The 20,002-nt window shown below is 76.1% G+C and carries 18 protein-coding genes and 1 tRNA gene; 8 read left to right on the top strand and 11 right to left on the bottom strand.

The genetic code is table 11. The annotated features are described in order from the left end of the window. The first annotated feature begins 196 nt into the window (after positions 1 to 196). The 3 genes from ABD981_RS06770 to ABD981_RS06780 all read left to right on the top strand — a co-directional run bounded on the left by ABD981_RS06770 (position 197) and on the right by ABD981_RS06780 (position 2,617). Complete coding sequence (locus tag ABD981_RS06770; protein WP_123954506.1) at positions 197 to 1,324, top strand: MFS transporter; 1,128 nt, start codon at positions 197 to 199, stop codon at positions 1,322 to 1,324. Then, positions 1,321 to 2,439 (top strand): hypothetical protein, encoded by a 1,119-nt coding sequence (locus ABD981_RS06775; RefSeq protein ID WP_046907994.1) that lies wholly within the window; start codon positions 1,321 to 1,323, stop codon positions 2,437 to 2,439. The genes ABD981_RS06770 and ABD981_RS06775 overlap by 4 nt, the downstream gene beginning before the upstream one ends. Positions 2,440 to 2,543: 104 nt before the next feature. Next, positions 2,544 to 2,617: transfer RNA gene (locus ABD981_RS06780), tRNA-Trp, on the top strand. Between the two features lie 88 nt (positions 2,618 to 2,705). Here ABD981_RS06780 and ABD981_RS06785 read toward each other — a convergent pair. Beyond that, on the bottom strand, positions 2,706 to 3,245 hold the full coding sequence (locus ABD981_RS06785) for a hypothetical protein (RefSeq protein ID WP_240495228.1): 540 nt from the start codon (positions 3,243 to 3,245) through the stop codon (positions 2,706 to 2,708). A 12-nt stretch (positions 3,246 to 3,257) separates the two neighbouring features. Next, on the bottom strand, positions 3,258 to 4,454 hold the full coding sequence (locus ABD981_RS06790; protein WP_046907996.1) for an acyl-CoA dehydrogenase family protein: 1,197 nt from the start codon (positions 4,452 to 4,454) through the stop codon (positions 3,258 to 3,260). A gap of 149 nt (positions 4,455 to 4,603) precedes the next feature. Here ABD981_RS06790 and ABD981_RS06795 point away from each other — a divergent pair, with 149 nt between their 5' ends. Further along, positions 4,604 to 6,574 carry a CoA transferase gene (locus ABD981_RS06795; RefSeq protein ID WP_046907997.1) on the top strand — a complete coding sequence of 657 codons (1,971 nt, stop codon included), beginning with the start codon at positions 4,604 to 4,606 and terminating at the stop codon, positions 6,572 to 6,574. Continuing rightward, complete coding sequence (locus tag ABD981_RS06800) at positions 6,571 to 8,259, top strand: class I adenylate-forming enzyme family protein (RefSeq protein ID WP_046907998.1); 1,689 nt, start codon at positions 6,571 to 6,573, stop codon at positions 8,257 to 8,259. Before ABD981_RS06795 ends, ABD981_RS06800 begins: the two co-directional genes overlap by 4 nt. Before the next feature lie 59 nt (positions 8,260 to 8,318). Here ABD981_RS06800 and ABD981_RS06805 read toward each other — a convergent pair whose 3' ends face one another. From ABD981_RS06805 to ABD981_RS06815, 3 genes are read right to left on the bottom strand one after another with little or no spacing between them, the layout of a single operon-like run. Further along, complete coding sequence (locus tag ABD981_RS06805; RefSeq protein ID WP_046907999.1) at positions 8,319 to 9,140, bottom strand: metal ABC transporter solute-binding protein, Zn/Mn family; 822 nt, start codon at positions 9,138 to 9,140, stop codon at positions 8,319 to 8,321. After that, positions 9,080 to 9,967 (bottom strand): metal ABC transporter permease, encoded by an 888-nt coding sequence (locus tag ABD981_RS06810; RefSeq protein WP_046908089.1) that lies wholly within the window; start codon positions 9,965 to 9,967, stop codon positions 9,080 to 9,082. The genes ABD981_RS06805 and ABD981_RS06810 overlap by 61 nt, the downstream gene beginning before the upstream one ends. Beyond that, a complete protein-coding gene (locus ABD981_RS06815) occupies positions 9,964 to 10,599 on the bottom strand; it encodes a metal ABC transporter ATP-binding protein (protein ID WP_046908000.1) in 636 nt (211 codons plus the stop codon). Before ABD981_RS06815 ends, ABD981_RS06810 begins: the two co-directional genes overlap by 4 nt. Before the next feature lie 452 nt (positions 10,600 to 11,051). Here ABD981_RS06815 and ABD981_RS06820 point away from each other — a divergent pair, with 452 nt between their 5' ends. Then, entirely contained in the window at positions 11,052 to 11,786 is a 735-nt protein-coding gene (locus ABD981_RS06820; protein ID WP_046908001.1) for a DJ-1/PfpI family protein, read from the top strand. A 25-nt stretch (positions 11,787 to 11,811) separates the two neighbouring features. On the opposite strand, the gene lysA is transcribed toward ABD981_RS06820, so the two are convergent. Then, positions 11,812 to 13,146: a diaminopimelate decarboxylase gene (gene lysA / locus ABD981_RS06825; protein ID WP_046908090.1), complete on the bottom strand. Its 1,335-nt coding sequence runs from the start codon at positions 13,144 to 13,146 to the stop codon at positions 11,812 to 11,814. Between the two features lie 14 nt (positions 13,147 to 13,160). Further along, the gene (locus tag ABD981_RS06830; RefSeq protein ID WP_240495229.1) at positions 13,161 to 13,646 is read right to left on the bottom strand and encodes an SAV_915 family protein; all 486 of its coding nucleotides are present in this window, start codon (positions 13,644 to 13,646) and stop codon (positions 13,161 to 13,163) included. Positions 13,647 to 13,883: 237 nt separating this feature from the next. On the opposite strand from ABD981_RS06830, the gene ABD981_RS06835 reads away from it, so the two are divergent. Further along, the gene (locus tag ABD981_RS06835) at positions 13,884 to 15,002 is read left to right on the top strand and encodes a hypothetical protein (RefSeq protein ID WP_046908002.1); all 1,119 of its coding nucleotides are present in this window, start codon (positions 13,884 to 13,886) and stop codon (positions 15,000 to 15,002) included. A gap of 118 nt (positions 15,003 to 15,120) precedes the next feature. Beyond that, the gene (locus ABD981_RS06840) at positions 15,121 to 15,780 is read left to right on the top strand and encodes a phosphoribosylanthranilate isomerase (RefSeq protein WP_046908003.1); all 660 of its coding nucleotides are present in this window, start codon (positions 15,121 to 15,123) and stop codon (positions 15,778 to 15,780) included. A 267-nt stretch (positions 15,781 to 16,047) separates the two neighbouring features. Here the strand turns inward: ABD981_RS06840 and ABD981_RS06845 are convergent, their stop codons facing one another. Genes ABD981_RS06845 through ABD981_RS06860 form a run of 4 tightly spaced genes read right to left on the bottom strand, consistent with a single transcriptional unit; the run spans position 16,048 to position 19,932 of the window. Continuing rightward, positions 16,048 to 16,821, bottom strand: coding sequence for a maleate cis-trans isomerase family protein (locus tag ABD981_RS06845; protein WP_123954498.1), 774 nt, complete (start codon positions 16,819 to 16,821; stop codon positions 16,048 to 16,050). Then, positions 16,818 to 18,206: an MFS transporter gene (locus ABD981_RS06850; protein ID WP_046908004.1), complete on the bottom strand. Its 1,389-nt coding sequence runs from the start codon at positions 18,204 to 18,206 to the stop codon at positions 16,818 to 16,820. Before ABD981_RS06850 ends, ABD981_RS06845 begins: the two co-directional genes overlap by 4 nt. Before the next feature lie 35 nt (positions 18,207 to 18,241). Then, positions 18,242 to 18,982 carry an HAD family hydrolase gene (locus tag ABD981_RS06855; protein WP_123954499.1) on the bottom strand — a complete coding sequence of 247 codons (741 nt, stop codon included), beginning with the start codon at positions 18,980 to 18,982 and terminating at the stop codon, positions 18,242 to 18,244. Continuing rightward, positions 18,979 to 19,932 (bottom strand): pseudouridine-5'-phosphate glycosidase, encoded by a 954-nt coding sequence (locus ABD981_RS06860; protein ID WP_046908005.1) that lies wholly within the window; start codon positions 19,930 to 19,932, stop codon positions 18,979 to 18,981. Before ABD981_RS06860 ends, ABD981_RS06855 begins: the two co-directional genes overlap by 4 nt. Between the last annotated feature and the right edge of the window lie 70 nt (positions 19,933 to 20,002).

Consider the following 20,002-nt stretch of genomic DNA (forward strand, 5'->3'; position numbering starts at 1 on the left):
CGTGCGGAACATGCCGCGGAACATGCCTACGCGAGATGTGGTCCGTCCCACAAGAGGGCCCGGGAACTCCCCGGGCGCCCCGTCCGACTCCTCTCCCCGGAAGCGGCCGGAGACACCGGGCGCGGGTACGGGGGAGGGGTGGCGGTTGAGCGACGAGCGCCCGGCGCGCGGGCTGACCGCGCTGCTGACGACGGCCATGGCGTTCTCGATGATGCAGCTCTTCCTGCTCGGCGCGCTCGGTCCGCGCCTGGTGGAGCGGCTCGGCGTCTCCGAGACCCTGCTCGGTCTGACCACCACCGTCGGCTTCGGCACGGCCGCCGTCCTGTCGCCGCTCGGCGGACGCATCGTCGACCGGGTCGGCCCGCGGCGCGCGCTCGTCGCGCTGCTCGCCGTCTCGGCGCTCGCCCTCTCGCTCATCGGCGCCGCGCCGGGACCGGGACTGCTCCTCGCCGCCGTCGCCCTCGGCGGCGTCCCGCAGGCCCTCGCCAACCCGGCGACCAACAAGGCGATCCTGGCCGCGGTCCCGCCGGCCCGCCGCGGCGCGGTCACCGGGACCAAGCAGTCCGGGGTGCAGCTGGGCGCCTTCGCCGCCGGGCTGCCGCTCGCCTCCGCCGCGGGCGTGCTGGGCTGGCGGGGCGCCGTGTGGGTGGCGGCCGCGGCCGCGGCGCTCGCCGCCGTGTGGGCCTGGCACAGGGTGCCTCCGCACATGGCTCCCGCACCCACCACCCCCGGCGGCCCGGCGACCACGGACCGCCGCCCCGTGATCTGGCTGGCCGCCTTCTCGGTCTTCCTGGGCGCGGGCATCGCGTCCGTCAACACCTACCTCGCGCTGTACGGCGCCGGGCGGCTCGGGATGGGCCCGGCGGTGGCCGGCGCGCTGGTCGCCGTCCTCGGCGTCGCCGGCATCGCCGGCCGGGTCGGATGGTCCCGCGCCGCCGTCCCCGGCCGCGCCCCGTGGCTGCCCGGGGGGCTCGCCGCCGGAGCGGTGGCCGCCGCCGTGCTCCTCGCCCTCGCCGAACGGGCCACGCCCCTGGTGTGGGCGGGAGCCGCGGCGGTCGGCGTGTTCGCGGTCGCGGGCAACGCCGTCTCGATGGTGCTGGTGCTCCAGCGCTCCGCCCCCGGCCGCGCCGGGCAGGACTCGGCGCTCGTCGCGGCGGGCTTCTTCGCCGGGTTCGCCGTGGGGCCGCCGCTGTTCGGGACGCTCGCGGCTCGCGGCCGCTACGACCAGGGCTGGGCGCTCGTCGCGGCCGAGTTCGCCGTCGCCGGCGCGGTGGCCCTCACCTGGGCGCTGCGGGACCGACGTACGAGGGAGCGGGTGGCATGATCGCCCCGGACTGGGCCGAGTCGGCCCTCGCCCTGCTCGTCCACCGGGTGGGCCGGACCGCCGAACAGGTCGGCTCCCGCTTCCCGTTGTACGCCGAACCCGGCGACGGGCGCTGGACGACGACCGGCCGCGGCTCCTGGACCGGCGGCTTCTGGGCCGGCCTGCTGTGGCTGCGCGCCCGGCACCGGGCCAGCGGCAGCCCCTCCGACACCCTCGCCGCCTCCGCCTGCACCGCCCGCCTCGCGCCCTGGGCCGAGGCCGACACCGCGACCCGCGGGCTCATCCTCTGGTACGGGACCGCCCTGGCCTTCGACGACAAGGGCGCCGACGCGCTGCGCGACCGCGCGGCCCGGACCGTGCTGGGCGCGTGGGAGCCGCGGCACGGCCTGGTCCCCTGGGGCGCGGCGCTCGGCGGGGAACGCCTGCGGGCCCGCGCGGACGGCGTGCCCGGCCTCGTCCCGCTGCTCGCCGCCGCCGGCCCCGAGGGCGAACGGGCGGCCGACGCGCACCTGCGCCGCCACCTCGACCTGTGCCTGCCCGGGGACGGCCGCCGCCCCCAGCCGTCCTGGCGCTACGACGAGACGGCCGCCACCTGGACCGCGGAGCCCGAGCCCGGTCCCGGCTGGACCCGCGGCGAGGCCTGGCTCCTCCTCGCGGTCGCCGACGGCCTGCTGCGCGTCGGCAGCCCCGGGGGCACGCCCGCCCCCGGCCACGGAACGGGCGCGGCGACCCTGGCCGATGCCGCCGAACAGCTCCTGTGCACGGCCGAGTTCCTCACCGGCCCGCTGGTCCCGCCCGCCGACGCCCGGCACCGCGACGGCCCCCTGGACACCTCGGCCGCCGCCATCGCCGCGGTCGCCCTGCGCAAACTCGCCCTGGTCCCCGACGCTCCCTGGGCGACCGCCTGCAACGCCCGCTCGGACGCGATCCTCCACCGCCTCGCCCACGCCCACCTCACCCGCCCGGGCGGGATGCGGCCGGGCGGCATGCTCCTGGACGGCTGTTACGACTCGACGCAGCGCACGGCCGTCTGGAACGAACTCGTGTGGGGCGACTTCTTCCTGGCCCTGGGCCTCGCCGCCCTCCGCGGCGACGTGGACCTCACGCGGGTCTAGGCCGTGTCTTCCGGATCCGGCCTGATCCGGAAGACAGGGTCCTGCGCCCGGCGCACAACCCGGTGGCGGCCATGCCCCGGCGGATGGCATGCTTGTGATCGCCGAGGGGTGTAGCTCAGATGGCCAGAGCGCCGGTCTCCAAAACCGGATGCCGCAGGTTCGACTCCTGTCACCCCTGCCGACGACCGCGCCCCCACCCTTCCGGGTGGGGGCGCGGTCGCGTACGGGGAGGAGGGAGGGGCGCGGCTCCGCCACCACCCCGGGCGTCAGCCCAGCCACTCCCGCAGCAGCTCCTCGCGCTCCGAGCGCCGGGGCGTCCCGCCCTCGTGGGTGCGGCCCCACCGCGCCATCGTCGCCAGCGTCGTCTCCAGGGTTGCCTGACCCTCCGTCAGGCGGGACAGCAGGGCGCGGGAGAGCTCCGTCTCGTTCTGCGAGTAGCCGGCGGCCGCCGCCACGTACGCCGCCAACTCGTGGACGCCGTCCGGGGACTCCACGCCGACCCTCATCAACGGCGGGACCTCCCCGCCCAGTCCCGTGCCGCCGGCCATCGCCAGCTCCAGCACCGTGCCGATCGCCAGGTCCTTCACCGCCTCGACCTGCCGCATCAACGTCCTCACCGGCACGTCCGACACCGTCAGGTCCCGCACGTCCTCCCACAGGTGCAGCCGGGACTGCCCGTCGCCGAGGCCCACCACCGCCTCGGGGGTCAGACGGACCCCGGGACCGTGCCCGGACGGCTTCGCGCCCACGTAGACGTCGCCCTCGGCGATCCAGAACAGGCCCACCATGGCCATGGCTGTGCTCACTTCTTCCAATGATCAGGTCGCCCTCGGCAACGGGCGGAGGGCCGTCGGAGTTCCCGCGTCGCGCAGCACCCTGCGGGCCACCGAGGTGATGTGCATCTCGTCGGGGCCGTCCAGCACCCGCGCCGTGCGCCCGGTCCGGAGCAGGGCCGGGAGCGGGGTGTCCGGGCCGAGGCCCGCCGCGCCGAAGACCTGGACGGCGCGGTCCGCCACGTCCTGCAGGGCCCGGGCCGCGGCCGTCTTCGCCAGACCCACCTCCACGTGCGCGTCTCGCCCCCCGGCGACCAGGGCCATCGCCTCGTGGACCAGGGGGCGGGCGGAGCGCAGGGCCAGCAGCGCCTCGAAGACGTGCCGCTGGACGAGCTGGTGGCCGGCCAGCGGGCCCCGGGCGCCCCGCCGTTCCACGGCCCGCGCGCAGAGCAGGTCGAAGGCCCGCTGCGCCTGGCCCAGCCAGCGCAACGCGCGCAGCGTCCTGCCCAGTTGGAGCCGCTCGCCCGCCACCGCCAGCGCCCCGCCCTGCGGACCCACCAGGTGGTCCTCGTCCACCGGGACCTCGTCCAGGGCGATCTCGTACTGCCCCGTCGCGCCGAACACCGGCAATTCGCGCACCACCGTGAAACCCGGGGCGGCGGTGGGGACCAGGAGGAGGGAGAGGCCCTCGCGGTCCCCGGGCGCACCGTCCGTCCGGACCAGGACGGTCATCAGGTCGGCCTCCCGCGCGTTCGACACGAACCACTTGCGCCCGCTGACCCGCCACCCGCCGCCCGGCCGCCGCTCCGCCCGCGTGGCGGTCAGGGCGGGCTCGGTGCCCGGCGTGTCCGGCTCCGTCATCGCGTAACAGGTGCGCAGCCCACCCGAGACGAGGAGGGGGAGGACGTCCGCGCGCACCCGCGGCGAGCCGTGCCGGGCCAGCATCGTCACGTCCAGGAGCGGGGCCGAGCCCAGCGCCACCGGGCCGTGGTCGCTGGCGCCCTCCGCCTCGGCGAGGGCGGCGTACGCCGTCAACGACAGCCCCCCGCCGCCCAGTTCCGCGGGCAGCGGCAGCGCCCACAGGCCCGCCTCCCGGGCCCGCTCCCGCAGTTCCGCCCGGATCCGCGCGGCCTCCGGGCCGCCGGCGTCCAGCAGCGTCTCGTACGGGAACACCCGCTCGCGCACGAACCTCGCGACCCGCTCGCGCAGCTGCTCCACGTCGCTCGTGGTCGGCTCCGTCACCGCTCTCCCCTCTCACCGGGAACTCGGCAGAACACGCGTCCGACTGTCTGCCCGTGGGAGTGGTCGGGCGTACCCACCCACCGGTTCCCGCCCCCACTCCCACACCCGCCACACCCCTCACCCCCGACACGCGCCAGGAGACCAGCAGCATGGCGTCAGCGACGACGAACCCGGGGCCCCCGCGACCCCTCGACGGCCTTCGCTTCGAGCTCGCCGGATCCGCGGCGCTCACCCGGGTGGCCGACGACCACCTCCGGCGCCTCGGCGCGAGCGCGGCCGAGCCGGGTGAGCCGGGCGAGCCGGGCGGGGCCGGCAGCGGCCCCTGCCTCCCCGGCGACGGGCACGTCCGCCTCGGCGGCGGCGGCCTCGGCTCCGTCCGCGCCCGGGCCGGCTGGGGCGCACCCGGCTCCGGGGCCGAGGACGAGGCCACCGCCCAGGCCGTCACCGGCGTGATGGCCGTCCACGGGCGCCGCCACGGCACCCCGCGCGGCCTCGGCGTCGACCTCCTCGCCACCGCCACCGGCGTCCTCACCGTCCAGGGCCTGCTCGCCGCCCTCATCGGCCGGGCCCGCGGCGGCACCCCCGCCGCACGCGTGGAGACGGCCGCCGACCGCACCGGGCTCCTCCTGGTCTCGCAGTACCTCGCCGCCGCCGGCGCCGACGAACCCGAGGCCGTCGAACTCGCCCCGGGCGGACCGCCGTTCACCTCGCGCGACGGCGTCGTCTTCGAGCTGGAGACGCTGGACCCCGGCGCCTGGGCGGAGTTCTGGAGGGACCTCGACGCACCCGCCGACGCGGTACGGACCGGATGGCGCCCCTTCCAGTTCCGCTACGCCACCGCCTGCGCGCCGCTCCCGCGCGCCCTGCACGCGACCGCCCTCGCCCACGGCATCGAGCGCGTCCGGCAGGCCGCCGCCCGCTCGGGCGCCGAGGTGTGCCGGCTGCGCACCCTCGCCGAACGGGCCCGCGAGGACGACGGGGCCGACCCCTGGTCCCTGCGCCCGCTCGGGCGCCCGGAGCCCGGAGCACCGGCGGCAGCGGCGGGCAGGGCGGCGCCGGCGGCCGCACCGGCGCCGGCGGACCGGCCGCTGGAGGGACTGACCGTCCTGGAGGCCGGGCGGCGCATCCAGGCGCCCCTCGCCGCGCACCTGCTGGGCCTGCTCGGGGCCCGCGTCATCCGGATCGAGCCGCCGGGCGGCGACCCGCTGCGCGGCATGCCCCCCGCCTGTTCCGGCGTCTCCGCCCGCTGGCTCGCCCTCAACCGGGGCAAGGACGCCGTCGAACTCGACATCAAGTCCCCGCGCGACCGCGACGCACTGCGCGGACTCGCCGCCGACGCCGACGTGTTCCTGCACAACTGGGCCCCCGGCAAGGCCGCCGAACTCGGTCTCGACGCCGAGGACATGAGCGCCGCGAACCCGGCCCTCGTCTACGCGTACACCGGCGGCTGGGCCGACCGGATCCAGGACGCCCCCATGGGCACGGACTTCATGGTCCAGGCCCGCACCGGCGTCGGCGAGGCCGTCCACCCGGCGGACGAGCCGCCCGTGCCGTCCCTGATGACCCTGCTCGACCTCCTCGGCGGACTGCACGGCACCGAGGCCGTCCTCGCCGGCCTCCTGCTGCGCGAACGGACCGGCCACGGCGTACGGGTGGACTCCTCGCTGCTCGGCGCGGCCGACACCCTCCTGGCACCCGCCCTGCGCCGGGCCGCCCGGGGCGACGCCCCGCGCGTACCGGCCGGCTTCCGGGCCACCCTCCCGACCGCCGACGGCCGGATCGCCCCCGCCGACCGGTCCGCCGCCGCGGCCGCCGCGTACGACCTGAGCACGCTGCCGACCGCCCGTGCCCTGGCCCTGCTCCGCGAACGCGGACTCGCCGCCACCCGTGTCGTCACCGACCTCGGCGAACTGCTGGGCGCGGGGCGGACGGAGGCGATCCGACCGTCGGCGGCCGGCGGGGCGGGGAGCCGCCCCCCGACGGCGGGCACGACCACCACCACTGCCGTGGCCACCCGCGCCCCGGCCCCCGCCGCCACCCTCCGGCCGCGCCCGTCCGGCCCGATCGGCCGTGACGAGCACGGTGCGCCCACCGTTCCCGACCCCTGGAGCTTCGCGTGACCGTCGCCCTGCACGACCTGCTGCCCGCCCGGCTCCGCCGTTCCTGGGCGGTGGAGGGGCTCTGCCCCGACCTCGACCTGTACAGCCTGTTCCGGGCCCGGCAGATCGCCGACCCGCACCGGACCGCCGTGATCGACGCCAAAGGGGCGCTCTGCTACACGGCCCTCGACCGCAAGGTCCGATGTCTCGCCGAGGGGCTGCGGTCGCTGGGCATCGGGGCCGGGGACGTCGTCGGGGTCCAGCTCCCCGACGGGCGCGGGGCGGTCACGGCCGATCTCGCGCTCGCCGCCCTGGGCGCCGTCGCCCTGCCGTTCCCCGTCGGCCGCGGGGCCCAGGAGGCCGAGGGACTGCTCCGGGGTGCCGAGGCCGTCGCCGTCATCGCCGCCACCGAGCACCGGGGGCGGACCCGCGCGGCCGGTCTGCTCGCCCTCGCGCCCACGCTGCCCGCCCTGCGGCACGTGATCGCGGCCGGGCCGGGAACCGCCCCCGAAGGAACGATTCCGCTGGCCCGGCTGCTCCGTACCGACCCCACCGGCTTCGTCCCCGCCCGGCCCGACCCGGACGGCGCCGCGCGCATCCTGGTCTCCTCCGGCTCGGAGGCCGCGCCCAAGATGGTCGCCTACTCCCACAACGCGCTCGCCGGCGGCCGCGGCAACTTCCTCGCCTCCCTCATGCCCGACACCACCCCGCCGCGCTGCCTCTTCCTCGTCCCCCTGGCCTCCGCCTTCGGCTCCAGCGGCACGGCCGTCACCCTCGCCCGGCACGGCGGCACCCTCGTCCTGCTCGACCACTTCACCCCCGAGGCGGCGCTCGCGGCCGTCCGGGCGCACGCCCCCACCCACGTCCTCGGCGTCCCCACCATGATCCGGATGATGCTCGAACGCCTGGAGCTGGAGGGACCCGGCAGCGGGACGCTCCCCGCCCCCACCGCCCTGGTCCTCGGCGGCGCCCCCCTCGACGAGGCCACCGCCACGGCCGCCACCGAGGGCTTCGGCTGCCCGGTCGTCAACCTGTACGGGTCGGCGGACGGCGTCAACTGCCATACGGGCATCGAGGTTCGACCCGAGCCCACGGACCCCGCCGCCCCCGCGCCCGCCGCCTCCCTCGGCATCGTCGTCGGCAGGCCCGACCCACGCGTCGCCGACATCCGCATCGCCGACCCCGACACCCACCAGCCGCTGCCCGGAGGCCGGATCGGCGAGATCGTGTCGCGCGGCCCGATGACCCCGCTCTGCTACGTCGCCGCCCCCGAGCTCGACGCCCGCTACCGCACCCCCGAGGGCTGGGTCCGCACCGGCGACCTGGGCTACCTCGACGCCGACGGCCTGCTCCACGTCGTCGGACGCCTCAAGGACGTCGTCATCCGGGGCGGCGCCAACATCAGCCCCGCCGAGGTGGAACGCGAACTCGCCGCCCACCCCCGGATCCGCGACGTGGTGTGCGTCGGCGTCCCCGACCCGCTGATGGGGGAGCGGCTCGCCGCCTGCGTCGTCGTCCGGGGCTCCGGGCCGGCCCCCGGGCTCCCGGAGCTCGGCGCCCACCTGGACGCGCGCGGCCTCGACCGCCACAAGCACCCCGAGCTGCTCCTGCTCCTCGACGCGCTCCCGCTCACCGCCGCCGGCAAGCCCGACCGCGGCGCACTGCGACGACGGGCCGCCCTCGCGCCCGTACCCGCGGAGGCGTGAGGGCGGGGGCGGGCCGCGCACGGCCCGCCCCCGTCATCCGTTCCGAAGCCCCGCCGGGCTCACCCGACCCCGCCCATCCCCTTCTTCAGCTCGCGCGCCGCGCCCCGGTAGACCGCCAGCAGGTCCAGGTCCTCGCCGGGGTAGTTGACGATCTCGACCTGGCGCACGCCCGAGTCCGGCAGCACCGTGCCCGTCGTCATGTGGGCGTTGTCGAGGACGAGCGCGGGCTTCTTCGCGGCCAGGGCCGCGAGCTGGGCAGGGGTGACCGGCTCGGGGCCGTACGTGCCGACCGTCGTGGCGCCCGCGAGGCCGGCCGCCCAGGTGGTGAAGACCTGGGCGACGACGGACGGGCTCCGCCCGCCCGGCCAGGCGGCGCGCAGTTCGCCGCGCAGCCTCGCCACCTCCGCGTCGAGGCCCGTCTTCCACCGCCCGGCCGCCTCCTTCGTGCCGAACAGGGCGCCCAGGCGGGCGACTTCGGCGGCGGCCTTGGCGGGCTCGTTGTCCAGGTTCACCTCGACGAGCCGGGCCTTCGAGCCCGCCGCCTCCTTGATCTTCGCGGCGTACGGCTCGAACGGCGCGTACAGCACGAAGTCCGCCCCGGCGACGGCCGCCAGGTCGGAGGGCTTCGGGTCGTAGTCGGGGGCGTGATGCACCGACTGCGGCACGATCACCGTGACGTCCTCGGCCCCGGCCGCCTTGGCGAAGGCGCCCTCCCAGGTCGTCGTCACCACGACCACCGGCTTGCCGTGCCGCCCGTCCGCCCCGTGCTCGGGGGCCGGGTCCGCCGTCCCGCAGCCGGTGGTCAGGAGCAGGGCCGCGCTCAGTGCGAGGAAGGGAAGGAGGGGAGTGAGGCGGGCGGTTCGGACGCGGCAGCGCGCCATGGGCGGATTCTCCGTTCGGGGATGAGGTGGACGGCGAGGACGACGGCCCCCGCGGTCAGGACGAGGACCGGACCCGGTGGCCAGTCCAGCCACAGGGCCAGCAGGAAGCCCGTCAGGTTGACGCCGACGCCGATGCCCACCGCCCACGCCACGATCGACCGCAGCGAGCGGCCCAGGCGGCGCGCGGCGAGCGCGGGCAGCAGGGTGAGGGCGTCGACGAGCAGGGCGCCGGTGAGTTTGATCGCCCCGGCCACCGCCACCGCGACGAGGACCAGCAGCGCCGTGGTGAGCAGGCGGACCGGCACCCCCGAACACTGGGCGAGCTCCCGGTCGTACAGCAGCAGCGCGACCTCGCGCCGCCGCCACCACAGCAGCGCCGGCACGGTCACGGCGAGCCCGGCCAGGACGACGAGGTCCGCCGTGCCGACCGACAGGATCGACCCCCACAGCAGGGCGAACGCGCCCGAGGCGTTGACGCCCGAGACGGCCAGCACGAGCAGCGCGCCCGCGATGGCCAGGCTCATCAACAGGCCCATGGCGCCCGAGAGTCCGTCCGGTGTGCGGGCCAGCGGGGCCACCCCCGCGCCCGACAGCGCGCAGGCGACCAGCGCGCACAGCATCGGGTCGAGCCCGGTCAGCAGACCGACCGCGATCCCGAGCAGGGCCACGTGCATCATCGCGAAGCGCACCGGCATGATGTCGAGCCCGACGATGACCACCCCGACGACCGGGAGCCCCACGGCCGCGAGCAGCAGCGCGAAGCCGGCCCGCCGCACCGGCACCAGGTCGAGCAGCGCGCCCAGGTCGGCGGTCGCGAGCGTGCTCACCGCACCTCCCGCAGCCGGCCCGCCGCCATCTCCAGGACCCGGTCGCAGCGGGCGGCGAGGGCCCGGTCGTGGGTCACCACCACCAGCGTGACGGGCAGCGCCGCGAGCACGTCGGCGGCCTCCTCCTGGCCCGCGAAGTCCAGCGCGGCGGTCGGCTCGTCGGCGAGCAGCACCTGCGCGCCGGCCGCCACGCAGCCGAGGGCCCGGGCGAGGTACATGCGCTGCAACTGGCCCCCGGACAAGGTGTGTACGGGGCGGGCCGTCAGCCCGCCGACACCGAGCCGTCCGGCGGCCTCGGCGGCCTCGGCGGGGGCGCCGCCGCTCGCCAGCAGCTCGTCGCCGCGCAACGGGAAGCGCCCCGCCGCCGGCTTCTGCGGGATCCACGCGCAGGCCCGGCGCCGCGCCCCCCACTCGGCCGCCGAACGGGCCGTGCGGCCACCGACCTCGATGGTGCCGCTGGTCTGCGGGTGCAGGCCCAGGACGGCGCGCAGCAGCGTGGTCTTCCCGGAGCCGTTGGTGCCGGTGAGTGCCACGCGCTCGCCGGCCGCGATCTCCAGGTCGACGTCGGTCACCGCCTCCGTACGCCCGTGGCGGCAGCCGACTCCGCGCATGCGTATGTCCAGTCCGCCCATGTCCGGTCCTCCGTCCCGCGTCTCGGTACCGCCCCTCGGTCCCGTCGCGCACCGAGGCGGTGTGCCGGGCGGGGGCGGGGGAGAAGTCGGGCGGGGAGGGCGGGTGGTTCCCGTGGATTCCGGGCGGTTCCCGCGGCGATTCACCGGAACCCGGAGGCGCCGACGGCCGACCCACTCCCAGGACACGGACACCAGGGGCACCCGGGGCACCCGAGGCACCCGGGCCACCTGGAGAACCTGGGAACCCTGGAGAACGTGGGAACGCCAGGGCACCACAGGCACCACGAGCCGCTACAGGCACCACAAGCACGACGAGTTGCTACAGACACCTCAGGCACCACGAGCCGCTACAGACATCACAGGCACCACGAGCCGCTACAGACATCACAGGCACCACGAGCTGCCACAGGCACCACAGCCATCGTTCGTCACATGAACACCGGGAGTCCCTCATGAACCGCAGGCAGTTACTCCGCGCCACCACCGCCCTCGGCGCCACGGGCGCCCTCGCGGGCACGGCCGCGACCTCGGCCGCCGCCGCTCCCTCCGCCCCCGCCGCGGCCCCGAACCGGCCGCTGCGCGTGCACATCCCGCTCTTCGACGGCGTCGAGGAGCTCGACTTCGCCGCCCCTTACGAGATCTTCTCCGCCGCGGGCTTCTTCACCACCCGCCCGGTGGAGGTCCGTTACGTCTCCGCCACCGGAGCCCGCTCGGTCACCGCCGCGTACGGGACGGTCGTCCGCGGCCTCCGGCCCTGGGCGCCCGACGAGGCCGACCTCCTCGTCGTCCCCGGCGGCGGGTACGCGCGGCGGGACAGCCCGGGGGTCTGGGCCGAGATCGACCGGGGCACCCTGCCCCGGGCCCTCGCGGCCGCCGCCCGCCCGGGCCTCACGGTCGCCGCGCTCTGCACCGGCGTCATGCTCCTGTCGGCGGCCGGCCTGACCCGGGGACGCCCCTGCACCACCCACCACAAGGCCAAGGCCGACCTGGAGGGACAGGGCGGACGGGTCAAGAACGCCCGGGTCGTCGACGACGGCGACCTCGTCACCGCCGCCGGCGTCACCTCCGGTCTGGAACTCGCCCTGTGGCTGGTCCACCGCGAGCTCGGCTCCGACACCGCCACCGGTCTGGAGACGATGCTGGAGTACGAGGCCCGCGGCACGGTCTGGACCTCGTCCCCGGCCTAGGCCCGTCGGGCCGGGGCGGGGGCGGCTACAGTCCGACGTCGCGGGCCCGCAGGTCGGCCTGCGTCTCGCGGCGGACGAGCAGCCGTCCCGCCCCCGCCGCGACCGCCACCACCGGCGGGCGGCCGACCAGGTTGTACGAGGAGGCCATCGACAGGTGGTACGCGCCCGCCACCGGAACCGCCAGCAGATCGCCCGGGCGCACGTCCGAGGGCAGCGGCACGTCCTCGGCGAGGACGTCCCCGGCCTCGCAGTGCCGCCCCACCACCGTCGCCCGCCGCGGACCGGCGGCCGACCGGCGCCCGATGAGCCGGGGCGCGTACCGCACCCCGTACAGCGCCGGGCGCGGGTTGTCGCTCATCCCGCCGTCCACGGCGACGAAGAAGCGCTCCGGCGTCGCCTTCACCGCGAGGACCCGGTAGACGACCACCCCGGCCGGGCCCGAGATGGCCCGCCCCGGCTCGACGATCAGCCGGGGCACGGGCAGTCCGGCGCCCGCGCAGCTCTCGGCCAGCTCGGCCCGCACCCGGCGGGCCAGGGCGGCCGGGTCGAGGGCGCGGTCGCCGGGGCGGTACGCGATGCCGTGCCCGCCGCCGAGGTCGAGCTCGGACAGCACCACGCCGTGCGCGTCCCGGGTGCGGGCCATCAGCCCCACCAGCCGTCGGACGGCGACCAGATACGGCTTGACGTCCGTGATCTGCGAGCCGAGGTGGCAGTGCAGCCCGGTGAGCCGCAGCCGGGGCTGGCCGAGGAGGCGGGCGATCGCGTGCTGGGCGTGGCCGTCGCGCAGCGACAGGCCGAACTTCTGGTCGTCGGAGCCGGTGCGGACCTTGGCGTGGCCGCCCGCGCTGATGCCGGGGGTCACCCGCAGCATCACCCGCTGCCGCTCGCCCGGGCCGACGGCGGCGGCGATCCGCGCGATCTCGGCGGGGCTGTCGATGACGATCCGGCCGACGCCGAGGCGCAGCGCGGTCCGCAGGTCCTCCGGGGACTTGGCGTTGCCGTGCAGCAGGATCCGCTCGGGCGGGAAGCCGGTGGTGACGGCGAGTTCGAGCTCCCCGGCCGAGCAGACGTCGAGGCCGAGGCCCTCCTCCTCGACCCAGTGGGCGAGGGCGCGGCACAGGAACGCCTTGGCCGCGTAGTGGACATCGGCCCCGGGGAAGGCGTCCCGGTAGGCGCGGCAGCGGTCGCGGACCTCGGCCTCGTCGAGGACGTAGACGGGAGTGCCGTGGCTCTCGGCGAGCTCGTCGAGGGCCACTCCGCCGACGTACAGGCGCCCGTCGGGCCGCTCGACCGTACGGGCGGGCCAGACGGACAGGTCACCCGCGGGGACGGCGACCGGCGGCAGGGGCGTCACGGTCATCTCGGCGCCGCCCTTCAGCGCGCGGAGGCGGTCAGGGGGCGGGTGGCGGCCCTTCCCGGGCATGGCCCGGGCACGGCCGGACCAGGGGCGGCCGGAGCCGGAGGGACCGGGCCAGGGGCGGCCGGAGCCGGAGGGACCGGGCCAGGGGCGGCCGGAGCCGGGCGGACCTGAGCGGGGATGGCCGGAGCCGGGCGGATCGGAGCGGGGGCGGCCGTCAGCGTCGGGTCGACGGTCAGGATGTCGACGCCCAGCGGGCGGACGAGCGCCCGCAGCGCGGGCTCGGAGAGCGCCGTCCACGGCTGCTCGGCGCCGAGGACGGAGCGGAGCCGGGCGGGCGTCGTGAACGCGACCGCCGTACGGGCTCCGACGGGGGTGCGGAAGAGGCGGGCGGCGCAGCCGTGGGCGACCGGCCGGACGGGGACGCAGAGCCGTCCGGCCGGCGCATGTTCAGCCGGCTCGGGATCGTCGCCGTACAGGTCTCCGCACTGGACGTGGGTCATGGTTCCTCCCGGAACGGGCGTGCGTCCCGGCGTCGTTCGCGCCGGGGCCGACCCCGAAGCTACGCCCGCCGCGTCCGCCCGGGAGCTCCCCTGACGTACCCCTGACGGTGGTTTGACGCGAATCGTGCGCTGAAACGGCCAGGTCGGCCGAGGTGCGACGGGCGGGCCGCGGCCGGTCCGTGACGAGATTGCGCGATCACCTCGATCCGCGCGCGGTGAGCTGGCACGCTTGCCGTCGTGACGTACGTCGTAACCGTGGAAACGCGCATACCCGGCGGTGCTCCGGAGCTGGACGAGCTGAGCAGGGTCGGGGCCGGGACGCTGCTGGAGCGGGGGTTCGACTCCGTGGCGGGGGTCGAGGGGCCCGACGGGGTGGAGGTCGACGTCCTCGACGTCGTGGTCGGGGTCCATCCGGGCGGGGCGATCCTGAAGGTGTTCGTCGAGGCGCCCTCGCTGGAGGTCGCGGAGGACGCGGTCGGCTCCGTGACCCAGGAGGTGCTCGAACGCTCCGAGGTGCTGGCCGAGTGGGTGGTGGAGAGCAGCGAGGTCAAGCTGCACACCGATCTCGCCCGGGAGAGCCTGGAGGCCGCCGACGGGCCCGACGCCCCGCCCAGCGATCCGCAGGTGCGGCGCGCCCAGCACGCCCTGAAGGCCGCCGAGACCTTCGAGACGGCCGAGGAGACGCACGACCCCGAGGCGGAGATCCGGGCCATGGCCGCGCGGCTGCGGTCCTTCACCCCGGCCACGTTCGGGGTGGCCGACCCCGTGGACGAGTTCGGCGTCGGGCCCGGCGGCGCCGAACTGGCCGCCGGTGCCCTGGTGTACGGCGCCGAGGTGCTGATCGACGAGCTGTACGACGACGTGCAGGCGCTCGCCGATGAGGACACGAACGTCGCCGGCTGCGAGGGCCACCTCTGGCACCTGGACCAGCTGCCGGCGCGCTACGCCTCCCGGTACGACGAGCTGTTCGCCCGCCGCTTCCTGGTCACCGCCGTCGCCCTCACCACCCGTTTCACCGACGGCGGCTTCGAGCGGCTCGGCTGCCTGGCCGAGGAACTGGTCCTGAAGTTCCTGCTGGAACAGGCGCACGTCACCCTCGACCTCTACGGCCTCCTGGACGACGAGGTCACGGCGGCGCTGGAGTGCTTCGCCACGGAGGTCTACGAGGACGGGGACTTCGAGTGGCTCTTCGACGGCGGGGCGGAGGGGGCCGAGCGGGCCGAGGAGGCGGACGGAGCCGACGGGCCGGACGGACCCGCCCCCGGCTTCGGCACCTGGTTCACCCCTTTCGGTGAGGACCGTTACGTGCACCCGTACGCGGCCGACGAACACGTCCAGGAGCCCGAGGACGCGTAGGGCGCCCGGACGGGCCCGGTCCCGCGGTCCGGAAGTCGACCCGGTCCGCCGCCCCGGAAGTCGACCCGGGCGGTCCGGCTCAGTAGGCTCGGCGGGCCGTCCGGGAGAAGGAGAAGCAGTGTTCGTCAAGGTGTGCGGGCTCGCCACGACCGCCGACATCGACGTGGCCGCGGAGGCCGGGGCGGACGCGATCGGCCTGGTGATCAGCCGGACCAGCGTCCGCGGCCTCGACTGGGACCGGGCGGTCGCCCTCGCGGCCCACGTGCCCTCCCACGTACGGTCCGTCCTCGTCGTCAACGACACGGCCGCCGCCGACGCCGCCCGCGCGGCGAACGAGCTCGGCGTCGACGCGCTCCAGCTGCACGGCACGTACACCAGGGCCGACTTCGACGAGGCGGCCCGCACCTTCCCCCGGCTTTGGCGGGCCACCTCCCTGAACGAGAAGCCCGACACCCGCGTCGGCGCCTACGGCGAGGAGGTGCTGCTGCTCGACTCGCCGCGCGCCGGATCCGGCGCCCGCTGGGACCTCTCCCTGCTCGACGCGGCCCGCCCCGAGGGCGCCTGGCTCCTCGCCGGCGGCCTCGGCCCCGACAACGTCGCCGAGGCGATCCGGCAGGCCGACCCCTGGGGCGTCGACGTCTCCAGCGGCGTGGAGTCCGCCCCCGGCGTCAAGGACCACGCCCGCATCCACGCCTTCGTCACGGCGGCGAGGACCGCGGCGGGCCGGGACCATGGACAGCCTCAGGACCGGGGCCGGGAGCAGGACCGGGGCCGGTAGCAGGGCCCGGGCTAGGGCTCCCGGTCGCCCACCCAGCGCCAGAAGTCGACCGTCATCCGCTCGTAGCGGATGCCGAACTCCAGGGCCTCGCGCCGGCCCCGGCCCGCCCCGGCCCTACCGACGAGTTCGGGCCGGACGCGGGCATGACCGTGCCCCGGCGGCGGGGGACGGCGCGCCGGGGCACGGGGATCGGGGGAGAGAGCGGGAGGGGCGGGCGGGAGGCTGCCGGTGGGGTGCTGGGTCGTGTCCGGAAGGTCCCGACACGACCTAGCGCGCGCCGAAGAGCGTGCCGTGGCGTTCGTCGCCCCACTCGCCCGCCGCGCGCAGCCCGTACCAGAGCACGGACTGGTTGGCGGTGACGACCGGGACGTCCAGCACCTTCTCGAGGAGGGGGACCACCGCCTGGCTGCGGAAGCCGCTGCCGGGCACGAGCACCCCGTCCGCCCGGCCGCCCGTCGCCTCGAAGGCGGCGGTGGTCTGGCGCAGCACCTCGTCGGGGTCGATCGCCCAGCGGGCACCCTCGTCGAAGGCGTTGTACGGCGGGACGTGCGCCCACTCCGGGCCGAGCTCGAAGGGGTGGACGAACACCTCCTCGACGCCGTGCCCCGTCAGGTACGCCTCGGCGGCGCGGTGCGTCGGCGGGGTGAACCAGGGCGGCATCACCACCAGCGGGCGCCGTACGGAGACGGCGGCCAGCGCCTCGGTCAGGGCCTGGCCCGAGGTGTACACCGGCGTGCCGTGGGAGTGCGCGAGGGCGGCCTCGGCGAACTCGGCGTCGAATCCCTCCCCGCCGAAGAAGCTCGGCGAGCCGAAGCAGAACGCGATCCGGTCGACCCCGAGCCGGCCGAGGAAGTCCAGCGAGCGGACCACGTCGGGCGCGTCGGCGAGCAGCGTGGCCGTGCTGCCGGTGTACTCGGCGTCGTCGAGCCGCGGGCACTCGAAGCGGGCGGTGTGGACGCTGGTGCCCTCCGGGGCCGTCCGCCAGATCTCGGTCTCGGGGACGGGATCGTTGTGGATGACGAGGATGCCCAGCCGGGTCATGCCGCCGAGTCCTTTCCGCGCAGGCCCGCGAAGCCCCGCCAGCCCCACAGGGCGCCCACCACGGCGATGGCGGCGGCCAGCAGGAAGCCGGGCAGGAAGCGGGAGTCGGCCGGCTGGTCGCCCAGCAGGATGACCAGGACGGCCACGCCGAGCGCGCCGCCCGCGTACTGACTGGTCGTCATGAGGGCGCCCGCGACGCCCTGGTTGGCGTCGTCGACGTCCCGGGTGCCGCCGACGAACATCGAGGTGTAGATCATGCCGTGGCCCAGGCCGGAGACGATCAGGCCCGGCAGCAGGCCGGCCCAGTACGAGGTCTGGTGGACGCCGAGGGCGAGCAGCACCAGACCGGCCGCGCCGACCAGGAAGGCGATCGGCGTGCTGATCCCGACCCCCACCTTCGGGATGATCCTGCCGGCGATCATGTTGCCGAGGGTGATGCAGACCGCCAGCGGCAGGAAGGCGATGCCGGCGGCGAGCGGGGCCATGTCCCGGTTCTCCTGGAGGAAGAGCGTCACCAGGTAGAACTCGACGCCCGCCACGCTGGCCATGTACAGCGCGGTCGCGCCGCAGCCGACGAGCAGGGTGCGGGTGCCGCGCAGCGACCGCTCGATCAGCGGCACGGAGCTGCTGCGCTCCCGCAGCACGAACACCACCAGGCAGACCACCGCGGCGGCGAAGGAGATCAGCGTCGACGGCGCGGCCCAGCCCTCGCCCGCGGCGAAGGTGAGGCCGAAGACCGAGGCGAGCACGGTCGCCGTGCACACCACGGCGCTGAGGACGTTCAGCGGCTTCGCCGTGCGCACGTCCGCCTGGGCGAGGAAGCGCGGCGCGGCGAGCACGCAGATCAGCGCGAAGGGCAGGTTGACGAAGAAGGTCCACCGCCAGGACACCGTCGTGAGCAGGCCGCCCACGACGACTCCGGCGGCCAGACCGCTGGCGCCGACGGTGCCCCACACGGCCATCGCCCGGGTGCGTTCCCGGCCCGCCTCGAAGCTGGTGTTCAGCAGGGCGAGGATCGAGGGCTGCAGCGCGGCGGCGGCGACGCCCTGCGCGGCCCGGGCGAGCAGCAGCACGGCCGCTCCGGCCGCGAGGCCGCCGGCCAGCGAGGCCAGGCCGAAGAGGCCGAGCGAGGCGATGAACAGGGTGCGGGGGCCGATCCGGTCGGCGATCCGGCCGCCGAGGATCAGGAAGCCGGCGAAGAACACGCTGTAGGCGCTGACCACCCACTGCATCGCCGACCCGGACAGGTCCAGGTCCGCGCTCATGCTGGGCATGGCGACGAAGATGACGGAGAAGTCCAGCGCGATCAGGAACTGCGCGGCGGAGATGGTCAGCAGGCTGCCCGTGACGCTCCGCTTCGGTGTGGAGGTGAGTGTGGCTGTCATGTCCCCTGGTCTCTACGGTTCGCTGGTACGGGCTTCTAGTGCGGTGCGGACAGCGGCGGCGCGGTCGGCGGCGGTGCGGACAGCGGCGGCGCGGGCAGCGGTGTGGCGGACGGCGGTGCTGCGGTCAGCGTGCCGAGGACGGCGGTGAGCGCGTCGACGGAGCGGACGACGGTGTGCGCCCCCGCCTCGTGCAGCGCCTCCTCGGTGGCGACGCCGTAGGTGACGCCGACCGCGCGCATCCCCGCCGAGCGGGCCATCCGCATGTCGTCGACGGCGTCCCCGACCACCACGCAGGCCTCCGGGCCGCGGCCCAGTTCCCGCGCGGCCAGCAGGGCCAGGTCCGGGTGCGGCTTGCCGCGCTCGGCCATGCCGTGGCAGACGACGGCGTGGAACAGCTCGTACAGTCCGGCGGGCTTGAGGAGTTCCTCCGCGCTGGGCCTGATCTTGCTGGTCACGATGGCGATCTGGTGCCCCTCGTCGCGCAGCCCTTCGAGGAGGGCGCGGATGCCGGGGAAGACCAGCTCGCGGGCGCGCGGCACGGCCTGCTCGCGGAAGAGGCGGCGGAAGAGTTCGACCGCGGCGGTCACCTCGGCGTGGTCCTCGGGCAGCTCCGTCAGCTGGGCGAAGGAGGCGGCCAGCGGCCGGCCGATGGTCGCCCGCACCCGCGCGTCGGAGGCGCTGCGGCCCCGTTCGGCGAGGGTCGCGTGGAGGGTGTCGGCGATGGCGGACGGCGTGTCGAGCAGGGTGCCGTCCAGGTCGAAGAGGACCGCGCTCACCGCTGCTCCTCCTTGGCGAGGTGGACGGCGAACTCGGCCGCCAGCACGGTGGTCGACTTCAGCACCGAGCGGTTGGCGGCGGCGGTCCGGCCCTCGGTGGCCTCGGCGATGGCCTTGAGCAGGTACGGGGTGACGGCCGGGCCCGTGATCCCCTCGCGGGCGGCGAGCTCGGTCGCCTCGGCGAGGGCGTCGGCGATCTCCTGCGAGGGGATGCCGTCGTCCTCGGCGATGGGGTGGGTGACGAGGACGCTGGTGCCGTTGCCGGAGCGCCAGTGGGCCCAGGTGGCCCGGGCGACGTCGGACAGGTCGTCGAGGCGGTGCGGGTTGCGCACCCCGCTGGAGACCGACAGGTAGGCGGGGAAGTCGTCGCAGCGGTAGCCGATGACGGGGATGCCCGCGGTCTCCAGCCACTCCAGGGTCCACTGGGGGTGCAGCATCGACTTCGCCCCGGCGCACACCACCGCGGTCCGCGTACGGGTGAACTGGACGAGGTCGGTGGAGATGTCGTAGCTGGCGGGGGCGTCGCGGTGGACGCCGCCGATGCCGGCGACCGCGAAGACCCGGATCCCGGCCAGTTCGGCGGCGAGCAGCGACGAGGACACGGTGGTGCCGCCGGGGCCGCCGCCTGCGAGGGTGACGCCGATGTCCCGGGTGGAGACCTTCGGCACCTTCCCGTACGCGCAGAACTCCTGGAGGAGCGCGTCGTCCAGGCCGACCCGGAGCTTCCCGCCGAGCAGCGCGATCCGGGCCGGTACGGCGCCCTGGGCGCGGATCCCGGCGTCCATCTCCCGGGCCAGCTCCAGGTTCTCCGGGTACGGGAAGCCGGACAGGACGGAGGATTCGAGGGCCACGACGGGTCTGCCGTGGGCCAGGGCTTCTGACACCTCCTCGCTGAGTGCGAGCAGAGTCGGGTCGAACGCCGGCGCACGAAGGTGCGAGGAGGTGGTCATGAAGGATCCCCTTTGTGTTGCGTGGTGCTGTGCTGTGCGGTGCTGTCTCTCTGGTTCTCTCTGAATTTCT

The organism is Streptomyces showdoensis (assembly GCF_039535475.1).
GTDB classification, from domain to species: domain Bacteria; phylum Actinomycetota; class Actinomycetes; order Streptomycetales; family Streptomycetaceae; genus Streptomyces; species Streptomyces showdoensis.